The sequence below is a fragment of the Thermoplasmatales archaeon genome (assembly GCA_014361245.1).
In the GTDB taxonomy this organism is placed as follows: domain Archaea; phylum Thermoplasmatota; class E2; order UBA202; family JdFR-43; genus JACIWB01.
Genome location: JACIWB010000014.1, coordinates 1 through 19,093 on the forward strand (window position 1 = coordinate 1; position 19,093 = coordinate 19,093).

17 protein-coding genes and 1 CRISPR repeat array are annotated in these 19,093 nt (G+C 33.5%); of the genes, 2 read left to right on the forward strand and 15 right to left on the reverse strand.

Translation table 11 applies throughout. From position 1 onward, the window contains the following. A partial coding sequence (locus H5T45_03525; protein MBC7128786.1) for a sigma-70 region 4 domain-containing protein occupies positions 1–163 on the reverse strand: 163 nt, incomplete at its 3' end. Between the two features lie 109 nt (positions 164–272). Between H5T45_03525 and nifS the strand changes: the two genes are divergently transcribed. Further along, entirely contained in the window at positions 273–1,427 is a 1,155-nt protein-coding gene (gene nifS, locus H5T45_03530; protein MBC7128787.1) for a cysteine desulfurase NifS, read from the forward strand. On the opposite strand, the gene H5T45_03535 is transcribed toward nifS, so the two are convergent. From H5T45_03535 to H5T45_03555, 5 genes are read right to left on the reverse strand one after another with little or no spacing between them, the layout of a single operon-like run. Then, on the reverse strand, positions 1,424–2,590 hold the full coding sequence (locus H5T45_03535) for a hypothetical protein (protein MBC7128788.1): 1,167 nt from the start codon (positions 2,588–2,590) through the stop codon (positions 1,424–1,426). The genes nifS and H5T45_03535 overlap by 4 nt on opposite strands. Then, positions 2,521–3,351, reverse strand: a complete 831-nt coding sequence (locus H5T45_03540) for a hypothetical protein (protein ID MBC7128789.1) — start codon at positions 3,349–3,351, stop codon at positions 2,521–2,523. The genes H5T45_03535 and H5T45_03540 overlap by 70 nt, the downstream gene beginning before the upstream one ends. Before the next feature lie 25 nt (positions 3,352–3,376). After that, the gene (locus tag H5T45_03545; GenBank protein MBC7128790.1) at positions 3,377–5,335 is read right to left on the reverse strand and encodes a DNA topoisomerase I; all 1,959 of its coding nucleotides are present in this window, start codon (positions 5,333–5,335) and stop codon (positions 3,377–3,379) included. Beyond that, complete coding sequence (locus tag H5T45_03550; GenBank protein ID MBC7128791.1) at positions 5,332–6,612, reverse strand: DHH family phosphoesterase; 1,281 nt, start codon at positions 6,610–6,612, stop codon at positions 5,332–5,334. Before H5T45_03550 ends, H5T45_03545 begins: the two co-directional genes overlap by 4 nt. After that, on the reverse strand, positions 6,590–9,295 hold the full coding sequence (locus H5T45_03555; GenBank protein MBC7128792.1) for a hypothetical protein: 2,706 nt from the start codon (positions 9,293–9,295) through the stop codon (positions 6,590–6,592). Before H5T45_03555 ends, H5T45_03550 begins: the two co-directional genes overlap by 23 nt. 74 nt (positions 9,296–9,369) lie before the next feature. On the opposite strand from H5T45_03555, the gene H5T45_03560 reads away from it, so the two are divergent. Beyond that, positions 9,370–9,762, forward strand: coding sequence for a 23S rRNA (pseudouridine(1915)-N(3))-methyltransferase RlmH (locus tag H5T45_03560; protein MBC7128793.1), 393 nt, complete (start codon positions 9,370–9,372; stop codon positions 9,760–9,762). Here H5T45_03560 and H5T45_03565 read toward each other — a convergent pair whose 3' ends face one another. The 9 genes from H5T45_03565 to cas7d form a co-directional block, all read right to left on the reverse strand. Further along, positions 9,763–10,248, reverse strand: a complete 486-nt coding sequence (locus tag H5T45_03565; GenBank protein MBC7128794.1) for a winged helix-turn-helix transcriptional regulator — start codon at positions 10,246–10,248, stop codon at positions 9,763–9,765. A gap of 41 nt (positions 10,249–10,289) precedes the next feature. Then, the gene (locus H5T45_03570; protein ID MBC7128795.1) at positions 10,290–11,657 is read right to left on the reverse strand and encodes an NAD(P)/FAD-dependent oxidoreductase; all 1,368 of its coding nucleotides are present in this window, start codon (positions 11,655–11,657) and stop codon (positions 10,290–10,292) included. Next, positions 11,638–12,186, reverse strand: a complete 549-nt coding sequence (locus tag H5T45_03575; protein ID MBC7128796.1) for a TATA-box-binding protein — start codon at positions 12,184–12,186, stop codon at positions 11,638–11,640. Before H5T45_03575 ends, H5T45_03570 begins: the two co-directional genes overlap by 20 nt. A 93-nt stretch (positions 12,187–12,279) precedes the next feature. After that, positions 12,280–13,306: direct repeats of the CRISPR family, unit length 30 nt; unit sequence ATTTCAATCCTACCTTAGTCCGATTTTAAC. 100 nt (positions 13,307–13,406) lie between these two features. Beyond that, positions 13,407–13,670, reverse strand: coding sequence for a CRISPR-associated endonuclease Cas2 (cas2, locus tag H5T45_03580; GenBank protein MBC7128797.1), 264 nt, complete (start codon positions 13,668–13,670; stop codon positions 13,407–13,409). A gap of 1 nt (position 13,671) precedes the next feature. Next, positions 13,672–14,745 carry a type I-B CRISPR-associated endonuclease Cas1 gene (cas1b, locus tag H5T45_03585; GenBank protein ID MBC7128798.1) on the reverse strand — a complete coding sequence of 358 codons (1,074 nt, stop codon included), beginning with the start codon at positions 14,743–14,745 and terminating at the stop codon, positions 13,672–13,674. Positions 14,746–14,747: 2 nt separating this feature from the next. Continuing rightward, entirely contained in the window at positions 14,748–15,260 is a 513-nt protein-coding gene (cas4, locus tag H5T45_03590; GenBank protein ID MBC7128799.1) for a CRISPR-associated protein Cas4, read from the reverse strand. Positions 15,261–15,442: 182 nt separating this feature from the next. Then, on the reverse strand, positions 15,443–17,251 hold the full coding sequence (cas3, locus tag H5T45_03595; GenBank protein MBC7128800.1) for a type I-D CRISPR-associated helicase Cas3': 1,809 nt from the start codon (positions 17,249–17,251) through the stop codon (positions 15,443–15,445). After that, on the reverse strand, positions 17,242–17,961 hold the full coding sequence (locus H5T45_03600) for a hypothetical protein (GenBank protein ID MBC7128801.1): 720 nt from the start codon (positions 17,959–17,961) through the stop codon (positions 17,242–17,244). Before H5T45_03600 ends, cas3 begins: the two co-directional genes overlap by 10 nt. Then, positions 17,958–19,091: a type I-D CRISPR-associated protein Cas7/Csc2 gene (gene cas7d, locus H5T45_03605; protein MBC7128802.1), complete on the reverse strand. Its 1,134-nt coding sequence runs from the start codon at positions 19,089–19,091 to the stop codon at positions 17,958–17,960. The genes H5T45_03600 and cas7d overlap by 4 nt, the downstream gene beginning before the upstream one ends. Positions 19,092–19,093 lie beyond the last annotated feature (2 nt).

A 19,093-nucleotide genomic window follows, 5' to 3' on the forward strand; every position in this document is an offset into this window, starting at 1 on the left:
ATTTATCTCTAAAACTTTCCTTTCCTGGATGATGTGCTCTTTTATTCCACTTCCATACAGTTTTTCTGCTTATTCCAAGAAATTCAGCAATTTCTTTTGTTTTCTTTCCTGCCTTCTTTGCCATAACCATTATTCTCCTCATTTCTGGAGTAACATGTGACATTTCCCATTCCCTCCTATAAAGAATGGGAAATTGGTTTAAGAAATGTTACCGATCTGTGTTTACTTTACAGCTCAGAAAAACTTAAATTTAACTGTTTGATTAACCAAAAATGAAAAAGATTTATCTTGACCATGCCGCAACAACACCAGTTGATAGAGAAGTTTTAGAGGAAATGTTACCATTTTTTAATGAAAAATTTGGAAATGCATCCAGCTTACATTCTTGGGGAAGAGAGGCAAAAAAGGCAATTGAAGAAGCCCGAGAAAGAGTTGCAAAACTTATAAATGCAGATGCAAGTAGAATAATATTTACTGGTAGTGGAACAGAAAGCGACAACCTTGCAATAAAGGGCATTGCATTTTCTAAAGGAAAAGGACACATAATAACAAGCAAAATAGAGCACCCCGCTGTGCTGGAGACATGCAAATATTTGGAAAAGAAGGGTTTTGAAGTTACCTATCTGCCTGTTGATAATTATGGGCTTGTAAATATTGATGATTTAGAGAATGAAATAAGAGAAGACACAATATTGATTTCAATAATGCATGCAAACAATGAAATTGGAACAATAGAGAATATAGAAGAAATTGGAAAAATAGCAAAGAAAAATGACATAGTTTTTCACACAGATGCTGTCCAAAGCGTTGGAAAAATAGAGGTAGACGCTAAAAAAATTAATGTGGATATGCTATCACTTTCTTCCCATAAAATTTATGGTCCAAAGGGAGTGGGCGGGCTATATATAAGAGAGGGATTAAAAATCGAGCCAATTCTTCACGGCGGCGGGCACGAGGGCGGCCTGCGCTCCTCAACAGAAAATGTGGCGGGAATAGTAGGGTTTGGGAAGGCGTGCGAGCTTGCTGGCAAAAGATGGAGGAGCGATGCAGAAAAGATGAGGAAATTGAGGAACAAAATAATAAAAAATACCCTTGAAATAGAGGAGGCATATCTTACTGGGCATCCTGAAAAAAGGTTGCCAAACAGTGCGAGTTTTTATTTTAAGGGAATAGAAGGAGAAAGCCTTGTTCTTCTTCTTGATTCAAAAGGAATTGCTGCATCAACTGGCTCGGCATGTTCTTCAAAAAAATTACAGCCATCTCATGTGCTTCTTGCAATAGGAATTAAGCCCGAGCATGCTCATGGTTCTTTAAGAATTACTCTTGGAAGGGAAAATGAGGAAGAGGAAATTGATTATTTCCTTGAAATTCTGCCAGAAATTGTTAAAAAACTCAGGGAAATATCACCTCTTTGGAAGAAAAGCTAAGCATAAAATTTCACAATAAACTTTGTTACATCCCTTCTAACATTTTTTCCCTTAATTGCATCTTTTATAAAATGAGAAATTTCTTCCATATCTCTTTCATCCATCCCTATATATGTTGCTTCCGCCACTCCAATTCTACCGATTGAATCTATAAATATATGATTTTTTTCCAAATCTTTAAAAATTTTTTTTATTCTTTCACCTGGCAAATCAATTAATATTTGATGGCTTTCTGTAAAATTTTTTTCCGGAAACTTTATTGGCAAACCATCACTCAAATTTTTTGCTAATGCTCTGGCATTTTTAACAATCTGCTCAGCATATTTTTTTCCATTTTTAATCATTTCTTCAATAACAATTCCAAGGGATGCTATCCTGTGCAAATGAGGATTATCAATAAGAGCAATTCCTCCTTCATAATCAAATTTTAAATATAAAGAAATTTTTTCTGCAATTTCATCATCATTTGTAAGAACTATTCCTCCCTGCGGCCCAGGAAATGATTTATGAGTGGATGCAATCATTACATCCGCTCCTTCTTTAAGCGGCTGCTGGAATTTTCCTCCCGCTATTAAGCCAAGAACATGAGAGGCATCATAAGCTATAACTCCCTCTATTTTTTTTCGCAACTCTTTTAAGGGATGAGGAAAAAGAATTGTTGAAGATGCTATAAGGGTTAGTGGAAAACTATTTTCCTCGAGCTTGCTCTTATCCACTACATAATCTTTTACTGGTAGAGGATAAAACTCTCTTTCAAATTTTTTAAAACCAAATGGATAGCCTCCTTCCTCTTTCGGAATTCCAGCCACCTTGTCCCCCACTTTTGTAAAAGAAAAAATTACAGCGAGATCGCAGATGTTTCCAGATATTGGCTCTATAAAAACATGTTTCGCTCCAAATAATTTTTTAGCCATCCTCTCCGTTTCTTCATATATCTTAATAGCATATCTTGAGCCACCATACAGTTCATTCCCATATCTACCAGCAAGGTCACTTGCTAAGGCAGTTGAAGCAAAACTGCTGAGCCTGTTTTCAGAAGCAAGCAGGTTTATTCCGGATAGCCTATACTGCTCGTGCTTCTTTATTAATTCTTTTATTTTTTCTTCCATAAAAAGTAAATCAAAACAAGTATAATAATAGTGACTATCAATATCAGAACCCATAAGCTGGATGCTCTTTCAGAACATACAATTTTTACTGGAATTTCAACATAGTTTGTTATGTTTCTGTTGGCAGAGGGATAATATGTCAAAATTATTTTTCCATCTTCTTCCCCTGTTTCATTTGCACTTATTCTTATATTTAATGATTTTTTTGAATGAGATGAAACGGAGAATTTTTTTTCATGCATCAGATGTATTTTACTTATATTATCAGTTGTAAGTTCAACATCTACAGCGGAATTGCAGTTATTCGTAATATTCATTATAAATGATATGGTCTCTCCTTTTATAATAGAGATTTTTGAAGGAAATTCAACACCTATCCCTCTATCATAAAAATTCTGCATTACATAGGTTATTAACTCTTCATCACATCCCTTTATAAAGAAGTTTCCGTCAGTATATGCCTTTATTTTCAGCTCATAATCCACAAATCCCTCAACCTCATTTCTTGCAAATAACTCAACTTTTATGCTTTTATTTATTTCCCCTCCATAAAAGCCCTGTGGAGTAATCTTAAAGGAATTTTCTGAAAGGCTTGCAACAAGCCATTCAGGTGCTTCCACTTCCAAAAAAATTTCTATTGATGTAGGGAATAAAAGACCAATTCCCCAGCTGAAATTTATATTTAAATCCTTGTAGATTTTTTCTCCAACAGAGATAGGTGGAAATTCTCCCATCTCCATTTTTATGTCCGAATTTATGAACCCTGCATTTACCACAGGTAGCAATATAACAATTATTGCAACAAATTTTTTCATAAAAATAATATTTTTCTTATATATATCATTTACAATCCTTTTTTAGACATTTCTTCCATCTTTTTCCTTTATATATTATGGTTATTTTCGGACTTTTGCATTTCTCACAGTATTCCTCCTCAAAAAAGACAGTTCCATTTTTTGGGAGGGGATAAACATTGCTACACTTCGGATAATTAGAGCAACCAACAAACCTTCCGTGTTTTGATTTTCTCAATACAAGCTTTCCACCGCATTTAGGGCAATCACCAAAGTAATTCTGTTTCTCCATCGCCATCTTTATTATCCCCCCGATCTCCTCCCTATTTTCACTTAGTATTTCAAAAGCTTTTCTTAACAAATTCTTTGATTCCTCAACAACCTCACTAAAGCTTTTTTTACCTTCCGCTATACAATCCATTTCCTTTTCCAGATGGGCGGTCATTTCTGGCTTTGTTATAATATCCGCTCCTCTTTTTAAAGCATCAACAACCGCAAATGCAGAGGGAGTGGGAAAAATATATTTTCCTCTTATATAATTTCTCTCATATAACTTACTGATTATTTCATGTCTTGTTGATTTTGTACCCAACCCCTTCTTTTCCATTTCAATTATCAAACTTCCCTGAGTATATCTTGCAGGAGGTTTTGTCTCACCTTTTATTTTTTTAATATCCACAATTCTAACCTCCTCTCCCTCAACCAGATCTGGCAAAAACTCTTCCTTTAAATTTGTTTTATATATTTCCATCCAGTTTTTCTCTTTTACTTTTAACCCATTTGCTTTCAAAATTATTTCCCCCACAGCTATTTCAGCATTTTTGATTTCAATTAATGCATTCTTTGCAAGCGTCGCCATGAAACGCCTGGCAATAAGTTCATATATTTTCGCCTGCCTTGCTTGCAGTTTTTTGCAATCAACTGGGTGAATTGGAGGATGATCCTTGCTTTCTTTTTTTCCGCCAACTGGCTTGCTCCTCATAATGCTTTCAAGCTTTTTAACTTCTTCAGGAAAAACCTCTTTCAATTTTTCAATAATGCTTTTAAATGGAAGGGGTGGATAGACTGTGTTATCTGTTCTCGGGTATGAAATCAACCCGTTCATGTATAGCTCTTCAGCTATTTTCATCGCTTCCATTGCAGAGAAACCAATTTTTGATGCTTCACTTAAAAAGGATGTTGTATCAAAAGGAGGAGGAGGAATTTTTTCAACTTCTTTTTTTGAAAAAGATTTTACAATCCCTTTCCCAATTTCTTTTATTTTGGAAAATAATTCATCTGCAATTTTCTCATCATTTATTACCTTTGGATAATCCGCTTTGAATTTTTCACCATCCTTTTCAAATATAACTTCCACCTTCCAGAAAGGTTTTGGAACAAAATTTCTTATCTCATTTTCCCTTTCTACAATAAGAAAAAGAGTTGGCGACTGAACTCTCCCTACAGATAAAAAATCTTTCCCAAGCTGTTTGGATGAAATAGATATAAATCTTGTTAAACTCGCCCCCCATATCAAATCAATGTGTTGCCTTGCCTCTGCTGACTGGGATAAATTATAATCAATTTTTCCTAGATTTTCAAATGATTTTTTTATTTCATAGGGAGTTATCGAACTGAATTTTGCCCTTTTTATTTCAACATTTTCAGGGAGTAAAGATAAAACCTCCGTTCCTATTAATTCACCTTCCCTGTCATAATCAGTTGCGATTATTACTCTCCCAACATCCTTTGCAAGCTTTCTAATTGCATTTGCAATCTTTCTTTCAGATATTTTTTTCACAGGAGCAACATCTACAAGTTTATCTGGTGGAATATTTTGCCAATTTCCATATTCTTCTGGAAAATCAAGATACATTATATGTCCTTTAAGCCCAACAACAATCTTATCATCAAAATAATAATATGGGACACCATAAATATTCCCCTGCTTAGCCTTCCCATCAGACAAAATCTGTGCAATCCTTCTCGCAGCTATATTTTTTTCACATATTACAAGTGTTTTCATCCTAACTCCCTATCCAGCTCCTCCAGAAATTCCATCAACTTCTCCTTCCCCACTTTGGCGCCCGCCGCTATCTGATGGCCACCGCCAACGCCACCCACCTTTTCTGCCGCAGTTTTCATGGATTTTCCTAAATTTATTCCATTTTCTACCATTTTTTCATCTCCTCTCGCGGATATATCAGCGCCACCATTTACTGCAACTGCAACAACTGGCTTACCTTTTTTGAATTTTGGGAAGTATTTTAGCACTAGACCAGCAATTACTCCAGATAAAGGAGCATGATTTACATAAAAATATAAAAAGTTTTTCATCTCATTAACCTCTTTTTTTTCAATCTCTTTCAATTCCTTTCTTATTTCATCTCTATATTTTTCCTGAATCATTCGGGCTTTATCCATAGCATTCTTATCTTTAAAGCAGAGAGCAATTCCAATACCCGCCTCATTCAACCTGGCGCAGGCATCAAGTTTTGAAGCCATGTCATGAAGATTGCCATAATCCTTTCCATAATAATTTATTTTTTTCCATTCAATTTCATCAACATTTTGCTCCATCAATTTTAATGTCAATGCGGAAAAAAATTTTCTTCTTTCATCCTCGCTTAACTCCTCTAATTTTTTTTCAGGTTTTATTGAAATTGAGTTAAAAAAATGGCTTGAATTAAACATAAAATAGGGATCAATTGAGCTTTCTATCATTTCCTTAACACATTCTCCTCTCAACATATATTGCTCTTTCTCAGCAATAAATCCATTTCCTATTCCTTCTTCAACAATCTTTTTATTAAATCCTATAAACTTCTGTTTATCACCTATCATTCCAACGACTGCAAGCTGGGACAGATCAATATTATTTTTATCTATTGCTTTTGCAAACTCATATGCAATGCCTGATGCACTCGCCTCCCTGCTCGCATCTATTCCATAATTTCTTGGATTTATATAAATTATATCTCCTGTGTCCTCATTTTCTATTATATGGTGATCAAGCACTATTACTTCTCCCCTAATTTTTTTCATTTCCTTCAGGTAACTTGTACCTATATCAACGAATATTGTAAGGGGATTTTCTCCTTTTGATATTTCATCAATAAGATTTGGAGAAGTTTTCTTTATTGAGATGTGAAATTTATATCCCAATCTTGCAAGAGATATAGCAACTATACTTGCCGAAGAAATTCCATCTGCATCAACATGCCCTATTATTCTTACAATACTGTCCTTTTTCAATCTATGAATGATGTCCCCCGCATACTTAACTTCTTCTTCCAAATTCATCCATAATCACCTTTATAACAATCAATATAAATGATGCAAAAGCTAAATAAAAGCCTATTCCAAAAGCACCTTCTTTTAATTTTAAAATATCCGAGAATTTCCATATGAGTAATGAGTATGCAATCAAGGATGCTGAAATAGATAAAGAGGAAAAAACAAATTTTTTTAAGAATAGAAAAATAATTGACGCAATTATTGCTAAGAGAGAAAAAATAAGAAATTTTGAGAAAATTGATGGTAGCTGGATGAATTCTCCATAATAATCATTATATTCTATCATCTGGGGAAGAAAGATATAGAGTTTTGTCTGCGAGGAATGCCACCATGGGAGTGCAAATGATAAAGATATAGTTATTGTGGATATTGTTGAGAAATCAAATTTTCTCCTGAATATAAAAATTGCTGAAATTAAAATAAATGGGATATAGGGCCATATTGAGAAATTTCTTGTAATTATCTTAAATTCTTCATCAGTATTTAAAAAAATATCTTTTTTTGCAATCAAATTTTTATTATAAACCTTTATGGTATAGTGTGCGGGAGGTAAAATATTCTGAGAAAATTCATTACCATCTCTCTCATAAAATATTTTTGCATCCATTGGAAAACCTCTCCTATCATAAACCTTTACTTTTATTTCATATTCTACAGGAAAAAAAACAGTAAAAACATCGCTAGAGGGTATTTTAACTTCCTTTCTTACAGTAATATTTTTGTAGTTTATTAAAAAACTATAATTTCCCGATGGTAAATCATAAAATGAATAATATTTATCTTCCTTTTTGCCTTCTATATAAATTTTTTCAATCATCTCATCGCTTGTTAGGATTGGATTTAGAGATATTCCACATGGGAGGGAAAGATTATCTTTTATCATAAATTTTATGCTGTATGTATTTATTTCATATTCCCTTTTCAATCTATAAAAAAGAATAATATTCTCTTCCTTTATTAAAAATCCATTATACAGAACCTGTATCCTATATTTATTCAGCACTGGAAGAAATATTTTTCCGCTACCCAAGATTTCCTCTATTAAATTTCCATTTCTATCAAAAATTTTTATTTTTGCTCCTTCTTCTGATTTAATTTCAACTTTAACTGGTATAGAACAAAAAACATGTATTTTTTCATCTCCATTTAATGAAAAAGCGCTATAACCAATCAATTTTTTTTCTTTTGAAACAGAATAAATTTTTACAACATAATTTGCGGGTGGTAGAGAAAAACTTGCTTTCCTGAAATTCATAACACTTCTTGCAATCGTGGTCTTATTCCATATTTCCACTTCAAGATGAGAAAAATTTATGCCAAAAAATGCTGAAATATAAGAATAAAAAGGAAAGGAATGGCGAAAATGGGATATTATTGTAACATTGTATAAATTTTCATTTCCTCCATATATTTCCGTTTCATAAAAATTCCTATAGCCCGCAAGAATAAAAAAAGAATTTGCTTCCCTGCTTATATTTTCATTTCCTCCATAAAAAAACTCAACTGTTCCATTATAAATTACTCCTTCCTCAATATCCCCCGTTTTTATCCTTCCGACACTAATCCCCCCGCCATCCACCTCAACACCCGGAACTTTTATTTCCTCCTTCACCGCCGCCTTCACCGCATACTCGCCGGGCGAAAAAATGAAGCCATATGCCTTTGATTTGTCATCCATAAAAACCCATGGTTGATCGCCAAGAATTATATTATCCTTTGATGAAAGAATCCATTTATATTCCTTGCTGCTGGGATTTGTTTCTATTTCATATTCCTCCACCCCATTTTTACCATTTAAATGAATATAAGGAAGAATCTCCCCCATATTTAATTCATCTATTGTTTTGCTTCTCGATTTAACAAATAGAATATACGCATATATACCATTATTCTCGGATTTTTCATCCACCCTGCATCTCTCGACGCATTCATGCTTAAGTTGAATAAAAATTCTTTTTTCGTTTGTTGGTGAATAATAATAGGTATATATTGCTCTTGTTTTTATTTTTTCATCATATGAGGAGCTTTCTATTGCAACCTTGGTCATAAGATTTCCATCAACTATAATTTCTTTTGCCAGAAGTTTTTCATCGCTTCCTATTTCTTTTTCTCCTTCATAAAAGAAGGCAAAGGAAAAGATTTGCTCCCAGTTTTTCATTTCAAATCTATCCGCTCCTTCCTTTACCTTTATCACTTTATTACTCATCTCTATCCCTATTATACTTCCCTCCTGGCATATCCCAAAAACAGGCTTTTTTTCCTCTATAACTTCATAATAATTAATTCTTGCATAATAATTTTTTACTGGCTCAACATAGTAAAAAGAATCCTTAATATCAACATGGTCAATATAGCTTATATCAGCAATATTTTCTCCATATTCTACCAAATATTTACCCTTTCCCTGATAAAGAAAAACAATGTTACATGCCTTTATATATTTTTCATCAATTCTCTCCATGCTGTGTATCTGGCTTTCTATTTCCTTTCCATTATAAAAAACTCTTATTGAATGCTTTTTTTCATCTATCGCAATACATGGATTTCTGAATTCAACTCTTACATCAACTGGCTGATAATTGAATTCATCGGGAGCATCAATTCTTATCTCCTCAAAATATTTTGCTTTTGCATTAAATGATAAGAAAGATAGAAGAATAATTGCCGTGCAAAGCAATAATTTTTTCACAACAAAAATATATTTTCTTGTTAATAAAAATTAGCATAACACAAAAAATTATTTTTAGCTCTTATTTTTCTTTTATGATTAAAATAATATGTCTTGGCAGGCTAAAAGAGAGATTTTATTCTGAAGCAGTTGAGGAATATAGAAAAAGAATTGAAAAATTTTTTAGATTTGATATAGTTGAAACTGATGAAATAAAAGATTTTGGAGATTTTAACATATTTTTAGATGAAAATGGTGAGGAAATGAATTCCCAAGAATTTGCAAATTTTTTAAATGATATTCTTCTAAAATATAAAAATGTTTATTTTTTTATAGGTAGTTATAAAGGATTTGAAGAAAAGAAGAATGCGGACTTTACTTTATCTCTCTCAAAAATGACTTTTCCATATCAACTTTGCAGAGTGATTCTCATTGAGCAGATATACAGGGCAATAACAATAATTAAAGGAATAAACTATCAAAAATAATTATCCTATTTTCCTGTTTCTTATTTTATAAAAAATTGATGTCATGAGGAGTATCGCCGAAATTATGAATAAAATTATGCCTAAGTATGGATAATTTTTTATTTCATTTCCTAAAGTTTCTCTTAAAATTTTTGCCCCATCGCTTTTTTCTTCCATATACCTAATCATATAGAGTACCCCAGCTACAAGAAAAGCTATTGAAGAAGAAAGAAGAAGAATTATTTTAGCTCTATCTGGATAAAGAATATTTTTACCTTTTTGAGTGAGGGAGTAATAAATCCATTTCCTCTCGCCTTCTATTTTTTTAACCAATCCAGCCTCACATAGCTTTGATAAATGCTTCAGCACCGCCGGCTTGCTTATACTCATTTCTCTCGCAAGCTCTGAAACAGTCATTTTTCTTTCATCCAACTTTTTTAACAAATTTATCCTTGTATCAGAAGCAAGTGCCATAAAGCTATCTTTTTCAAGAACCACCTTTTCCATCACTATTAAAAAAGAAACAATATATTAATCTTTTATTTTTATTAACCTTTCAGTTTCTCACTAATTCCGCGGGCAGCAAGCAAACCAGTGACTGCAGAGGCAATTATACCCCTCGCCAAGCCAGCACCATCACCAGCGACAAAGAAATTTTTCAGATTTGTTTCCATATTTTTGCTGACTTCAAATCTCATTGAATAGAATTTTATTTCTGGAGCATAAAGAAGGGTTGAATCTTCTGCAACACCAGGTATCACCTTTGCAAGTTTATCAAGCCCCTCTATTATATCTGTTACAATTCTATGGGGCAGTGCCATTGAAATATCTCCAGGTGTAGCATTTTTAAGGGTTGGCTCAACATATGATTTACCTATTCTTTCCCATGTTGATCTCCTTCCCGCTTTAAGGTCACCAAGCCTTTGCAAAATTGGCTTTCTTCCTCCTATAACTGTTGCCATGGATGCAATTGCCATTCCATAAGCAGTGGTATTTTCAACTGGTTCAGTTAATGACAATCTTACAAGAAAAGCAAAATTTGTATTTTCAGATTTTTCATTAAGCGATGAATGACCATTTACAGATATATATTTTCCATAGTCCTCCATCACAACAAAACCATCTGGACATGTGCAGAAAGTTCTAACAAAATCATCATAAGTTTGGGTGTAAATATGGAACTTTGGGTCCCATGCCTTCTCTATAACATCTTCCATGACAACAGATGGAACTTCAACCCTTACACCCAAGTCGAGAGGAGCATATCTTGTTTTTATTCCAAGCTTGTTTGCCTGCTGGCTGAGCCATTCCGCCCCGCTCCGCCCGACCGCTGCTATAAGATATGAGCATTCTATTTTTTCTCCTTCGAGGTGCAATATAAAATTTTTCCTTTTCTCTATTTCCTTAACTTCCTTTTCGAGATAAAATTTAACTCCTTTTGACTCAATCTCTTTTTTAAAGGAACCTATTAAAGACGGCAGTCTATCTGAGCCAATGTGACGCTGAGGAATGGGAATAAAGCGAATTCCATATTGCGATGATATTTTTTCCAAATCCTTCAAATTCTTTCCATAGAGTTTTTTAGGGGCTCCATGCTGTAAAAATTTTTCATCTACTTTTTTTATCAGCTCTTCCGCATTTTGGCAAAATTCATTTAAATTTCCTCCTATATCAGCCCTTAAATTCAGCTTTCCGTCAGATAAACAGCCAGCCCCTCCAACACCGCATAAAATATTGCATGGTTTGCATTTCATGCACTTTGTATATTGCTTGATGGGGCATTTTCTCTCATCTACATCTTTCCCCTTCTCTATTACCAGCACATCCTTTATGCCGTTTTCTGCCAGCTCGCTGGCGGCGAAAAGGCCAGCTGGTCCTGCCCCAATTATTACTACCTTATAATAACCTTTTGGCATTTAGTTCTTTTATAATCTCTTTTATCGCTTCCTCAACCTGCTCAGCTTTTCTTGCTCCAGTGCATACAAGCTTGCCGGATCCAAAAAGGAGTATAACCACTTTTGGCTCCTCCATTCGATAAACTAAGCCAGGAAACTGCTCTGGCTCATATTCTATTTTTTCAAGCCCGACCGCCTGTGCAATTGCTATAAGGTTTAGCTGAGCATGAAGGTTTGCAGATGCAACAATATTCTGTACAGTTATCTCTGGCTCCTTATAAACCCTGAAGCCTGCTCCCTCCACCTTATTGCAAACTTTTTTAATTGCTTTTTCAACATCCTTTATTGTTTTTGCTCCAGTGCATACAACCTTCCCGCTTCTGAAAAGGAGTGCAGCAGTCTTTGGTTCGTCAAGCCTTAAAACTAAGCCAGGAAACTGCTCTGGCTGGTATTCACTCTCCGGTATTGCCTTCTTTAGTTTAGAAAGTTCGAGTTCTTTTGCAATTGTTGTAGAAGCAACAACATTTTCAATTTTCATATCTACATTCATGCGGATATATATAAATGGTGTTTATAAATGTTGGGAAAAGGTTTCAGCTTACAATTAATTATAATCTCGTATTTGTTTTATAAAAAAACAAATATTTCAATCATATTCCGATTTTAACGAGCCAATTCTGTTTCTTAAAACTGCAAGAATACCTGGAATTTCAATCCTACCTTAGTCCGATTTTAACAAATATAATTGGATAAGATACATATTCATTGATATCATTTCAATCCTACCTTAGTCCGATTTTAACAAATCGTTGGATATGATAAATCTTGAGAATTATTCGCATTTCAATCCTACCTTAGTCCGATTTTAACTCGTTGTCCTGTTGTGGGTTGATTAAAAATAATTGAATTTCAATCCTACCTTAGTCCGATTTTAACAAGAATTTCCGTAATAACAATAAAGAGTATAGTTTGATTTCAATCCTACCTTAGTCCGATTTTAACGAAGAGAAATTTTTAAGATTATTCTTAATTCATTATAATTTCAATCCTACCTTAGTCCGATTTTAACACGGGTCTCTTTTCTCTGTATTTCGCAGAGATCCTAATTTCAATCCTACCTTAGTCCGATTTTAACCTCCTTAATGAGTTGTTCATCTCTCTCATGCGGTTTTGATTTCAATCCTACCTTAGTCCGATTTTAACTTAACAAAATAACTCCTGCGGGAAAAGAATTTTTAAATATTTCAATCCTACCTTAGTCCGATTTTAACCGAGGAGATAACGGCCGAGTGGGCTAAATGTAATCAATTTCAATCCTACCTTAGTCCGATTTTAACAAGTGTTTAATGTTGCTGAAAGGGTTAGTAGAGTAGATTTCAATCCTACCTTAGTCCGATTTTAACGAAAGCGCAATACAACGAGGAATGTTTATTTTTATATATTTCAATCCTACCTTAGTCCGATTTTAACCGTATTTGTAAGAAAAGAAAACAGCAACGAAATAGGATTTCAATCCTACCTTAGTCCGATTTTAACCGCATAATTATATATCATCTCCATATGCATATGCTTTATTTCAATCCTACCTTAGTCCGATTTTAACTGGCTATTTAGGAGAGGCAATAAAAAGAGCATTAAGCATTTCAATCCTACCTTAGTCCGATTTTAACAGCGGCTTAAATTGCTTTTATTTAATTTTAAATGCAAATTTATACTTAAAATTATCGGGGATGTGAGATAATGCTGCTTATTTATAAACATCCCAGATTTTTAGATAAATGGTTCTGTGCTCGCTTTTTCAATTCCTATTATTTCAGTTTTAAAGACCTCTTTGCTTCTCATTGTATATATCCTAACAGAATCAATATTTTTATCAATAATTTCTTTAATTCCTTCTTTAACTCTAAGAAATTGAGATTCTGTTAATTCTCCTTCAAAAACAGAGTTCTGAACCCATGAAAGAAAGCATCTCAAAAAATTACAAATTTTCGTTACCCTTTCTACCCCAACATCATAAACTATTATAGCATACATTTTACCACCATATCACAAATGGCTTGTATTCTTTTATTCCAAGAAAATGCTTACACAACTTCAAACATTCAAGATATATCAACCTCTCGTAAGAAACATTTTTTCCTAAATCTCTGTGCTTTATCGTTGTATGTAATCTTTCCTCATATTCTCTAAGAAAAATCTCTTTTCCTTTAGCATTCAACAAGCAACTATTCAATTCTTTTACAAAATGATTTTCACCAATAATATCTTTATTCACCAGCTTAAATATGGTTCTATCAACAAGAAATGGCTTGAAAATTTCAGAAATATCTAAAGCGAGGGAAAATCTTCTTTCAGATGGTTTATGAAGAAATGATATTGTTTGATCAAGTTGTGTATGATATATTGCCTTAATTATATTTGTGTATAAAAGAGAATTTCCAAAACTAACCATTGCATTCAATGGGTTTTCTGGCGGCTGCCTGCTTCTTCCTTCAAATTTGAAACAAGATTTTAAAATTTTGTCGAAAGATGAGTAATAAACGCTTCTCATTCCTCCTTCTAATGCCATCAGTTGTTCAACATTTTTGCATTCCTCGATTTTATTCAAAGCATTCTCCATATATGAAACTTCTTCACCTACATCTTTTCCTTCATTTTTGTAATACCTTAAATTTCTTAGCATGTTCTCCGCGGATCCTTCAACAAATCTTTTTGCAAGAAAAAGACGTTTTTGCTCATCTATATAATGCATTGCCTGTTTTATATGCATTTCTCCAGAAAGCAATTCTTCTTTTGGCATTAAAGTGCTTTCATAATTTCCATAGTATCCAAAGAAATGAACTGGTATTCTATTTTTGCCTAAAAAAGATATAACTCCTGATGTAAGAGAAACTCTTCCATAGATAAACAGCGTACCAATCTGTTCCACTGGCAAAATTCTCTTTTCATATTCTGGCTTATCTGAAAAGTCTTCCTCCATTTCTTCTATTTCTTCTTCATCGATTTCAGCTGAAAAAGTTTTTTCCTCGCTTTTCTTGCATAAAAAGTATATTGTATTTCCTTTTCTTATCAGCTTTCCATTTTTCAAAATATAGAAATTCTTCTTCATTTTTACACCCAGCAAAACTCAAAATAAGCACACCTGCGACAATATGGCTTTTTAATTGGTTTTGGCATTTCTGGCATAGAAATTACTTTTTCTATTTCTTTCAGTATATTCTCTATTTCATCTATACTTTTTTCATCTACGGAAATCTTTTCTATCTTTTTATATTTTGGATAAAGGATCATTCCCTCGACATTTTCAATTCCTTTAATTTTTTTAAGATAATAAAGATAGTAGTAAAGTTGATATCTATGGGCTTTTTCAATTTTCTCCGATTTTTTAACTTCACAAATTATCAATTTATCTCCCTTACGAATAAAATCTATTCCTATTTTATTGTCAATAATTACATCCCTCCTCTCCCTTAAATATGAAGTTTCGTGGATAAATTTACCAATTTCAACATTTTCATTTTCCTTTTCCATTGATATATTATGTGTAAAAAGCCATAGCTTAGTTGGACAAACAATATAGTAGTTGATTTGTGTGCCGGTAAAATACGTCTCAGATGGTAACATATAAAGATAATAGAAGCAAATGAAATAAAGATTTCCAAACTTGGACGCCTGAGTCACCACCAATATTTTCATCCAAACAAGAGTAAAACTACAGAATCTGCATCTTCTTGGAAAGACGCCGAGATAAATGGCTGGATACCATATAGTTTTTATTGCGGCATTGTATGTTTCAGCATCTTATGTTAGATAATGTTGGACGGAGAGAGATCTATGCTTTCTGACTCAGAACTAGTTTTTATATACTTCTTAACACTTATTCTCCTTCCGTCTCTCAAGATTATTTCCTCAGGTAGTATTATTCGTCTCAAATCGACTCGGAGAATCTCTCTAAGCATATTCCTGTGATCTTTCTGAACTATGTGTAGGTTCGCTAGTCTATCCCAGGCATCGCAAACTTCATTTTTTAACTGTTGATCAAATTTATAAAAATCATAGGGTACATTATTATAAATCACCGAGTGAATCATACTCTTCTCGGAAGATTCTAATAATGTTATGTAATTTTCGTCAATCTGAACTTCATAGTTATTTAAGGAGTGCAGTAGATCATATGAGGTAAATGACCAGTCCTCACCGCGTTGATATTTTATTCTGGCTGTAACAGAAATCCCTCTCAAAAGAGACAATCCCTTTTTGTAATCATCTAAAAATTTTATTATGAAATCTAAATCCTTGTTTCCAATTCCTAATTTGCTTAACTTCTCTTTTGATTTTTCTAACTCCTTAAAAAACATGTAATATTTTTTCCAATTGATATCAGAAAAAATCCCGCTCAGTCGTTTAAAGTGGCATGTATATTTGTGTAATACTAAATACACTCTGAATTCTAATATTGATTTTAGCAATTTTTCAGATAGGGATTTTTCCAGAAAATAATTACGCATTTTTTCTATAAATTCATAATATTCTATCTCAGTTTCATTTCCAAAACTAAATGAATTTTTAACAAATATGTATGCTATCCCCTCTTTTTTTCGCGATACTCTGCCAAATCTCTGGATAAAACTTCGTATATCTGGGGCAACATCGATTATAATCACATCAAGGGGATAATCAATACCAATCTCACTTTTCGATGATGTAGAAACTATTATAAGTTTTTCTCGATCGGCTTTTATCTCGCCCCTTGTCTCATCCCCAGTATCTTTTGTTACATAGTCCACATAGTGCTCAGTTACGAGGATGTTATATAATTCTCTTGCAAATTTATTTGAATTACACATAACAAGCGTTTTTAGCCTTTTTTCTATGCACGATTTTATTAATTCAACTACTTTTTCTTTGAATTTTTCATTTGTGATATATACTTTCGTATCGTGTCTAACCAGAGATCCACATTCTCCACTTTTTTCTTCCAATATCCTGATCTTGCACTGTGGTTGAATTTCTTCTAATATCTCGATGAAATCAAATGAAGGAGTGGCGGATGAAAAAACCACCTTTGCTTTAGAACAGTTTAGAAATAAGATTGACTGCAAAAGTATCTCCGAAAGTTCCAGTTCTTTATAGATATGAAATTCATCGTAGATGATAAAATTAAAATAATTGAAGATTCTTATTAAATCCTCTTCCGGGTTAACATATAGGTGATGAAGTATTGCCGAAATTATATCGGGATTTGTAATGATTATGCGATGTCGTTGAAAAAGAGTCAAGAGCTTTCTAGATCTCAGATAACCTCTTTCATCACCTAAAGTAGTTGAATCCAATCTATATACACTAACCCCTCTCTCCCTAAATTGTCTCTCTTGATCCTCCATCAGGGCAGTAGTTGGATAAATAAGAAGAACTGGTAGCTTCTTTCTGCATAGATATTCAAAACATAAAGTTTTACCTGCACCTGTTGGTGCTGATAAAAAGAAAACATCAAACTTATCCTTTACCACTCCCTCAATAAAATCTTTTTGGAATTTTCTTATTCTGGTAAAAGGCAAATCGTTATATGGGTTCTCAACTTCTGGTAGGGAAAATCCTCTAACCTTTATTTCCATTTTTTCACTACCCATGGGAGTATCTCATTTTTGAAATACTCTAGCGGCACATTCTGGAGAAACACTAATCTAAAATCCCCGGATCTTTTTATTCCAGATGTCTTTATTTTCGCGCCCGTTAACAATAATTTTTCCTTTGGCACGCCGTATACCTTATCAAGCATAAAATAATTTAAATTAATATATTCGGGTAGTTTTGCTATTTTTTTTAATTTCACTTCTCCACTTCTCCTTATCCCAAGATTTATAAGGAATTCGTCATCGAGCTTTTCTTTAGAAACTATGATGCATTGAAATCTAGAACCCACATCGATACCAACATATTGCCTCACCTGCTTAAAAAATGGGGACTTGCTTGCAGTATTCATTATTTCAGGATAAGGATTTTGTTGCGATCCAATCTGGATATTTTCTTCTGCCCAAAACATAACACTCTTAAATTCAATTGGAGTATGTCTTAACTCTATAGGTATCCCATCCGTAGCAAAAATGGGTATTTCCTCTAATTCTTCGTATTTCGGTGTAATTGCTTCTTTTCCATAAAGAAAATAGTCTTTGTTTCGTAATCTTAATGCATCTGCCAACGCATAGGTAAGCGCAGTTGAAGAGATTACCCCGTCTGTACTAATAACATTTCCTTCAAATGAAGAGTAAAAAATCGGGGAGAGTACCTCTAGTGCGTACCCTTCCATCACCATTGTCTTCCTCATTTCGATTTTGGTTTACTTTTAGACTCTTTTTCTGGAGGTTTATAGGCTTGTTTACTCTGAGTAGTTAATTCTACTAAAGCTTCTCGCATTATTTCCTTACTACTTTCGTCTTTTAGAAGAGCCACTTTGATCAGGGGGTCTATTAATACCTTAAAATCTTCATCTTCATTCCACATTATTTTCCAATAGACATTCTTATGAGCATCCACATATTTTTTTATTGCTTCAATAACTTCGGCATTTGTATATTCATTTTTAATATTTGAACTATCGCTAAAATGCTCCTTTATTAATTCTCCAGAAGACAAACCTATGGCTGTTTTTGAGAATATCACTCCCAAAATCCTATTTCTTATACTGCCTTTTCTCGTGCTTCTTGCGAAATAGGTTGTAGTATTCAAAATGTTATAAAGAACATATAAAAACATCTCAGGTGTAGGCGCTTCTATTCTTACGAAATGCACCATTTTTGTAGGTGGTTCGATATTCACATGAGCATAGAGTCCTCTACCCTGTTCTCCTTCGGTACCCTCTTCTTCAGAGCCAACTTTTGTCATAGTCCCAGTTTCATATAATGCGTTGTGTTGCTCTTTATTAAGGAGATTATATGGCTCCAAGGTGTAGGTATATCCTTCAATAACCCGTGATTTTATAGAGAAAGTTTCACCTTTCTCTACTCCCGCTGCGCCATATGTTACTGTGTCTGGGTTGAGTGCCTCTTGAAGACCCCCAGAAATTTCATTGTAGAGATAATTTGGTGAGATTATACTCCAAGTATCTTTATCTTCCTCTTTCGCTTTGGTTATCTGATCTAATATTCTACATATATTCAATCCAGTCAATCTCTCAGCAGATGTGAATTTTTCTCCATTTATTCTTGCTCTAACAATTTCCTTTTCTGTCTCATTTCCTTTATCGTCTTTCACTTTAGTTCTAACAATAAACAATTCTGCTCTTTCTGGATCAGAACTTCTAGCTAACACTGGATCGACAACCTCTCTTAGTACAATCAAGCATATCTCGGGTCTTAGCTTCCTACTTTTCTCTACTTTATCTACAAAAAAATACTCCTTCATTAAATTCTCTTTTAGTTTTTTCCACGAATTTGATTTATTTTCCTGGCTATCCATTT

What these genes read in the sequence shown, in the direction of transcription:
- nifS (MBC7128787.1), top strand. Translation starts at nt 273, where the DNA reads ATGAAAAAGATTTATCTTGACCATGCCGCAACAACACCAGTTGATAGA.
- H5T45_03535 (MBC7128788.1), bottom strand. Translation starts at nt 2,590, where the DNA reads ATGGGTTCTGATATTGATAGTCACTATTATTATACTTGTTTTGATTTA.
- H5T45_03540 (MBC7128789.1), bottom strand. Translation starts at nt 3,351, where the DNA reads ATGAAAAAATTTGTTGCAATAATTGTTATATTGCTACCTGTGGTAAAT.
- H5T45_03545 (MBC7128790.1), bottom strand. Translation starts at nt 5,335, where the DNA reads ATGAAAACACTTGTAATATGTGAAAAAAATATAGCTGCGAGAAGGATT.
- H5T45_03550 (MBC7128791.1), bottom strand. Translation starts at nt 6,612, where the DNA reads ATGAATTTGGAAGAAGAAGTTAAGTATGCGGGGGACATCATTCATAGA.
- H5T45_03560 (MBC7128793.1), top strand. Translation starts at nt 9,370, where the DNA reads ATGATTAAAATAATATGTCTTGGCAGGCTAAAAGAGAGATTTTATTCT.
- H5T45_03565 (MBC7128794.1), bottom strand. Translation starts at nt 10,248, where the DNA reads ATGGAAAAGGTGGTTCTTGAAAAAGATAGCTTTATGGCACTTGCTTCT.
- H5T45_03570 (MBC7128795.1), bottom strand. Translation starts at nt 11,657, where the DNA reads ATGCCAAAAGGTTATTATAAGGTAGTAATAATTGGGGCAGGACCAGCT.
- H5T45_03575 (MBC7128796.1), bottom strand. Translation starts at nt 12,186, where the DNA reads ATGAATGTAGATATGAAAATTGAAAATGTTGTTGCTTCTACAACAATT.
- cas2 (MBC7128797.1), bottom strand. Translation starts at nt 13,670, where the DNA reads ATGTATGCTATAATAGTTTATGATGTTGGGGTAGAAAGGGTAACGAAA.
- cas1b (MBC7128798.1), bottom strand. Translation starts at nt 14,745, where the DNA reads ATGAAGAAGAATTTCTATATTTTGAAAAATGGAAAGCTGATAAGAAAA.
- cas4 (MBC7128799.1), bottom strand. Translation starts at nt 15,260, where the DNA reads ATGTTACCATCTGAGACGTATTTTACCGGCACACAAATCAACTACTAT.
- cas3 (MBC7128800.1), bottom strand. Translation starts at nt 17,251, where the DNA reads ATGGAAATAAAGGTTAGAGGATTTTCCCTACCAGAAGTTGAGAACCCA.
- H5T45_03600 (MBC7128801.1), bottom strand. Translation starts at nt 17,961, where the DNA reads ATGAGGAAGACAATGGTGATGGAAGGGTACGCACTAGAGGTACTCTCC.
- cas7d (MBC7128802.1), bottom strand. Translation starts at nt 19,091, where the DNA reads ATGGATAGCCAGGAAAATAAATCAAATTCGTGGAAAAAACTAAAAGAG.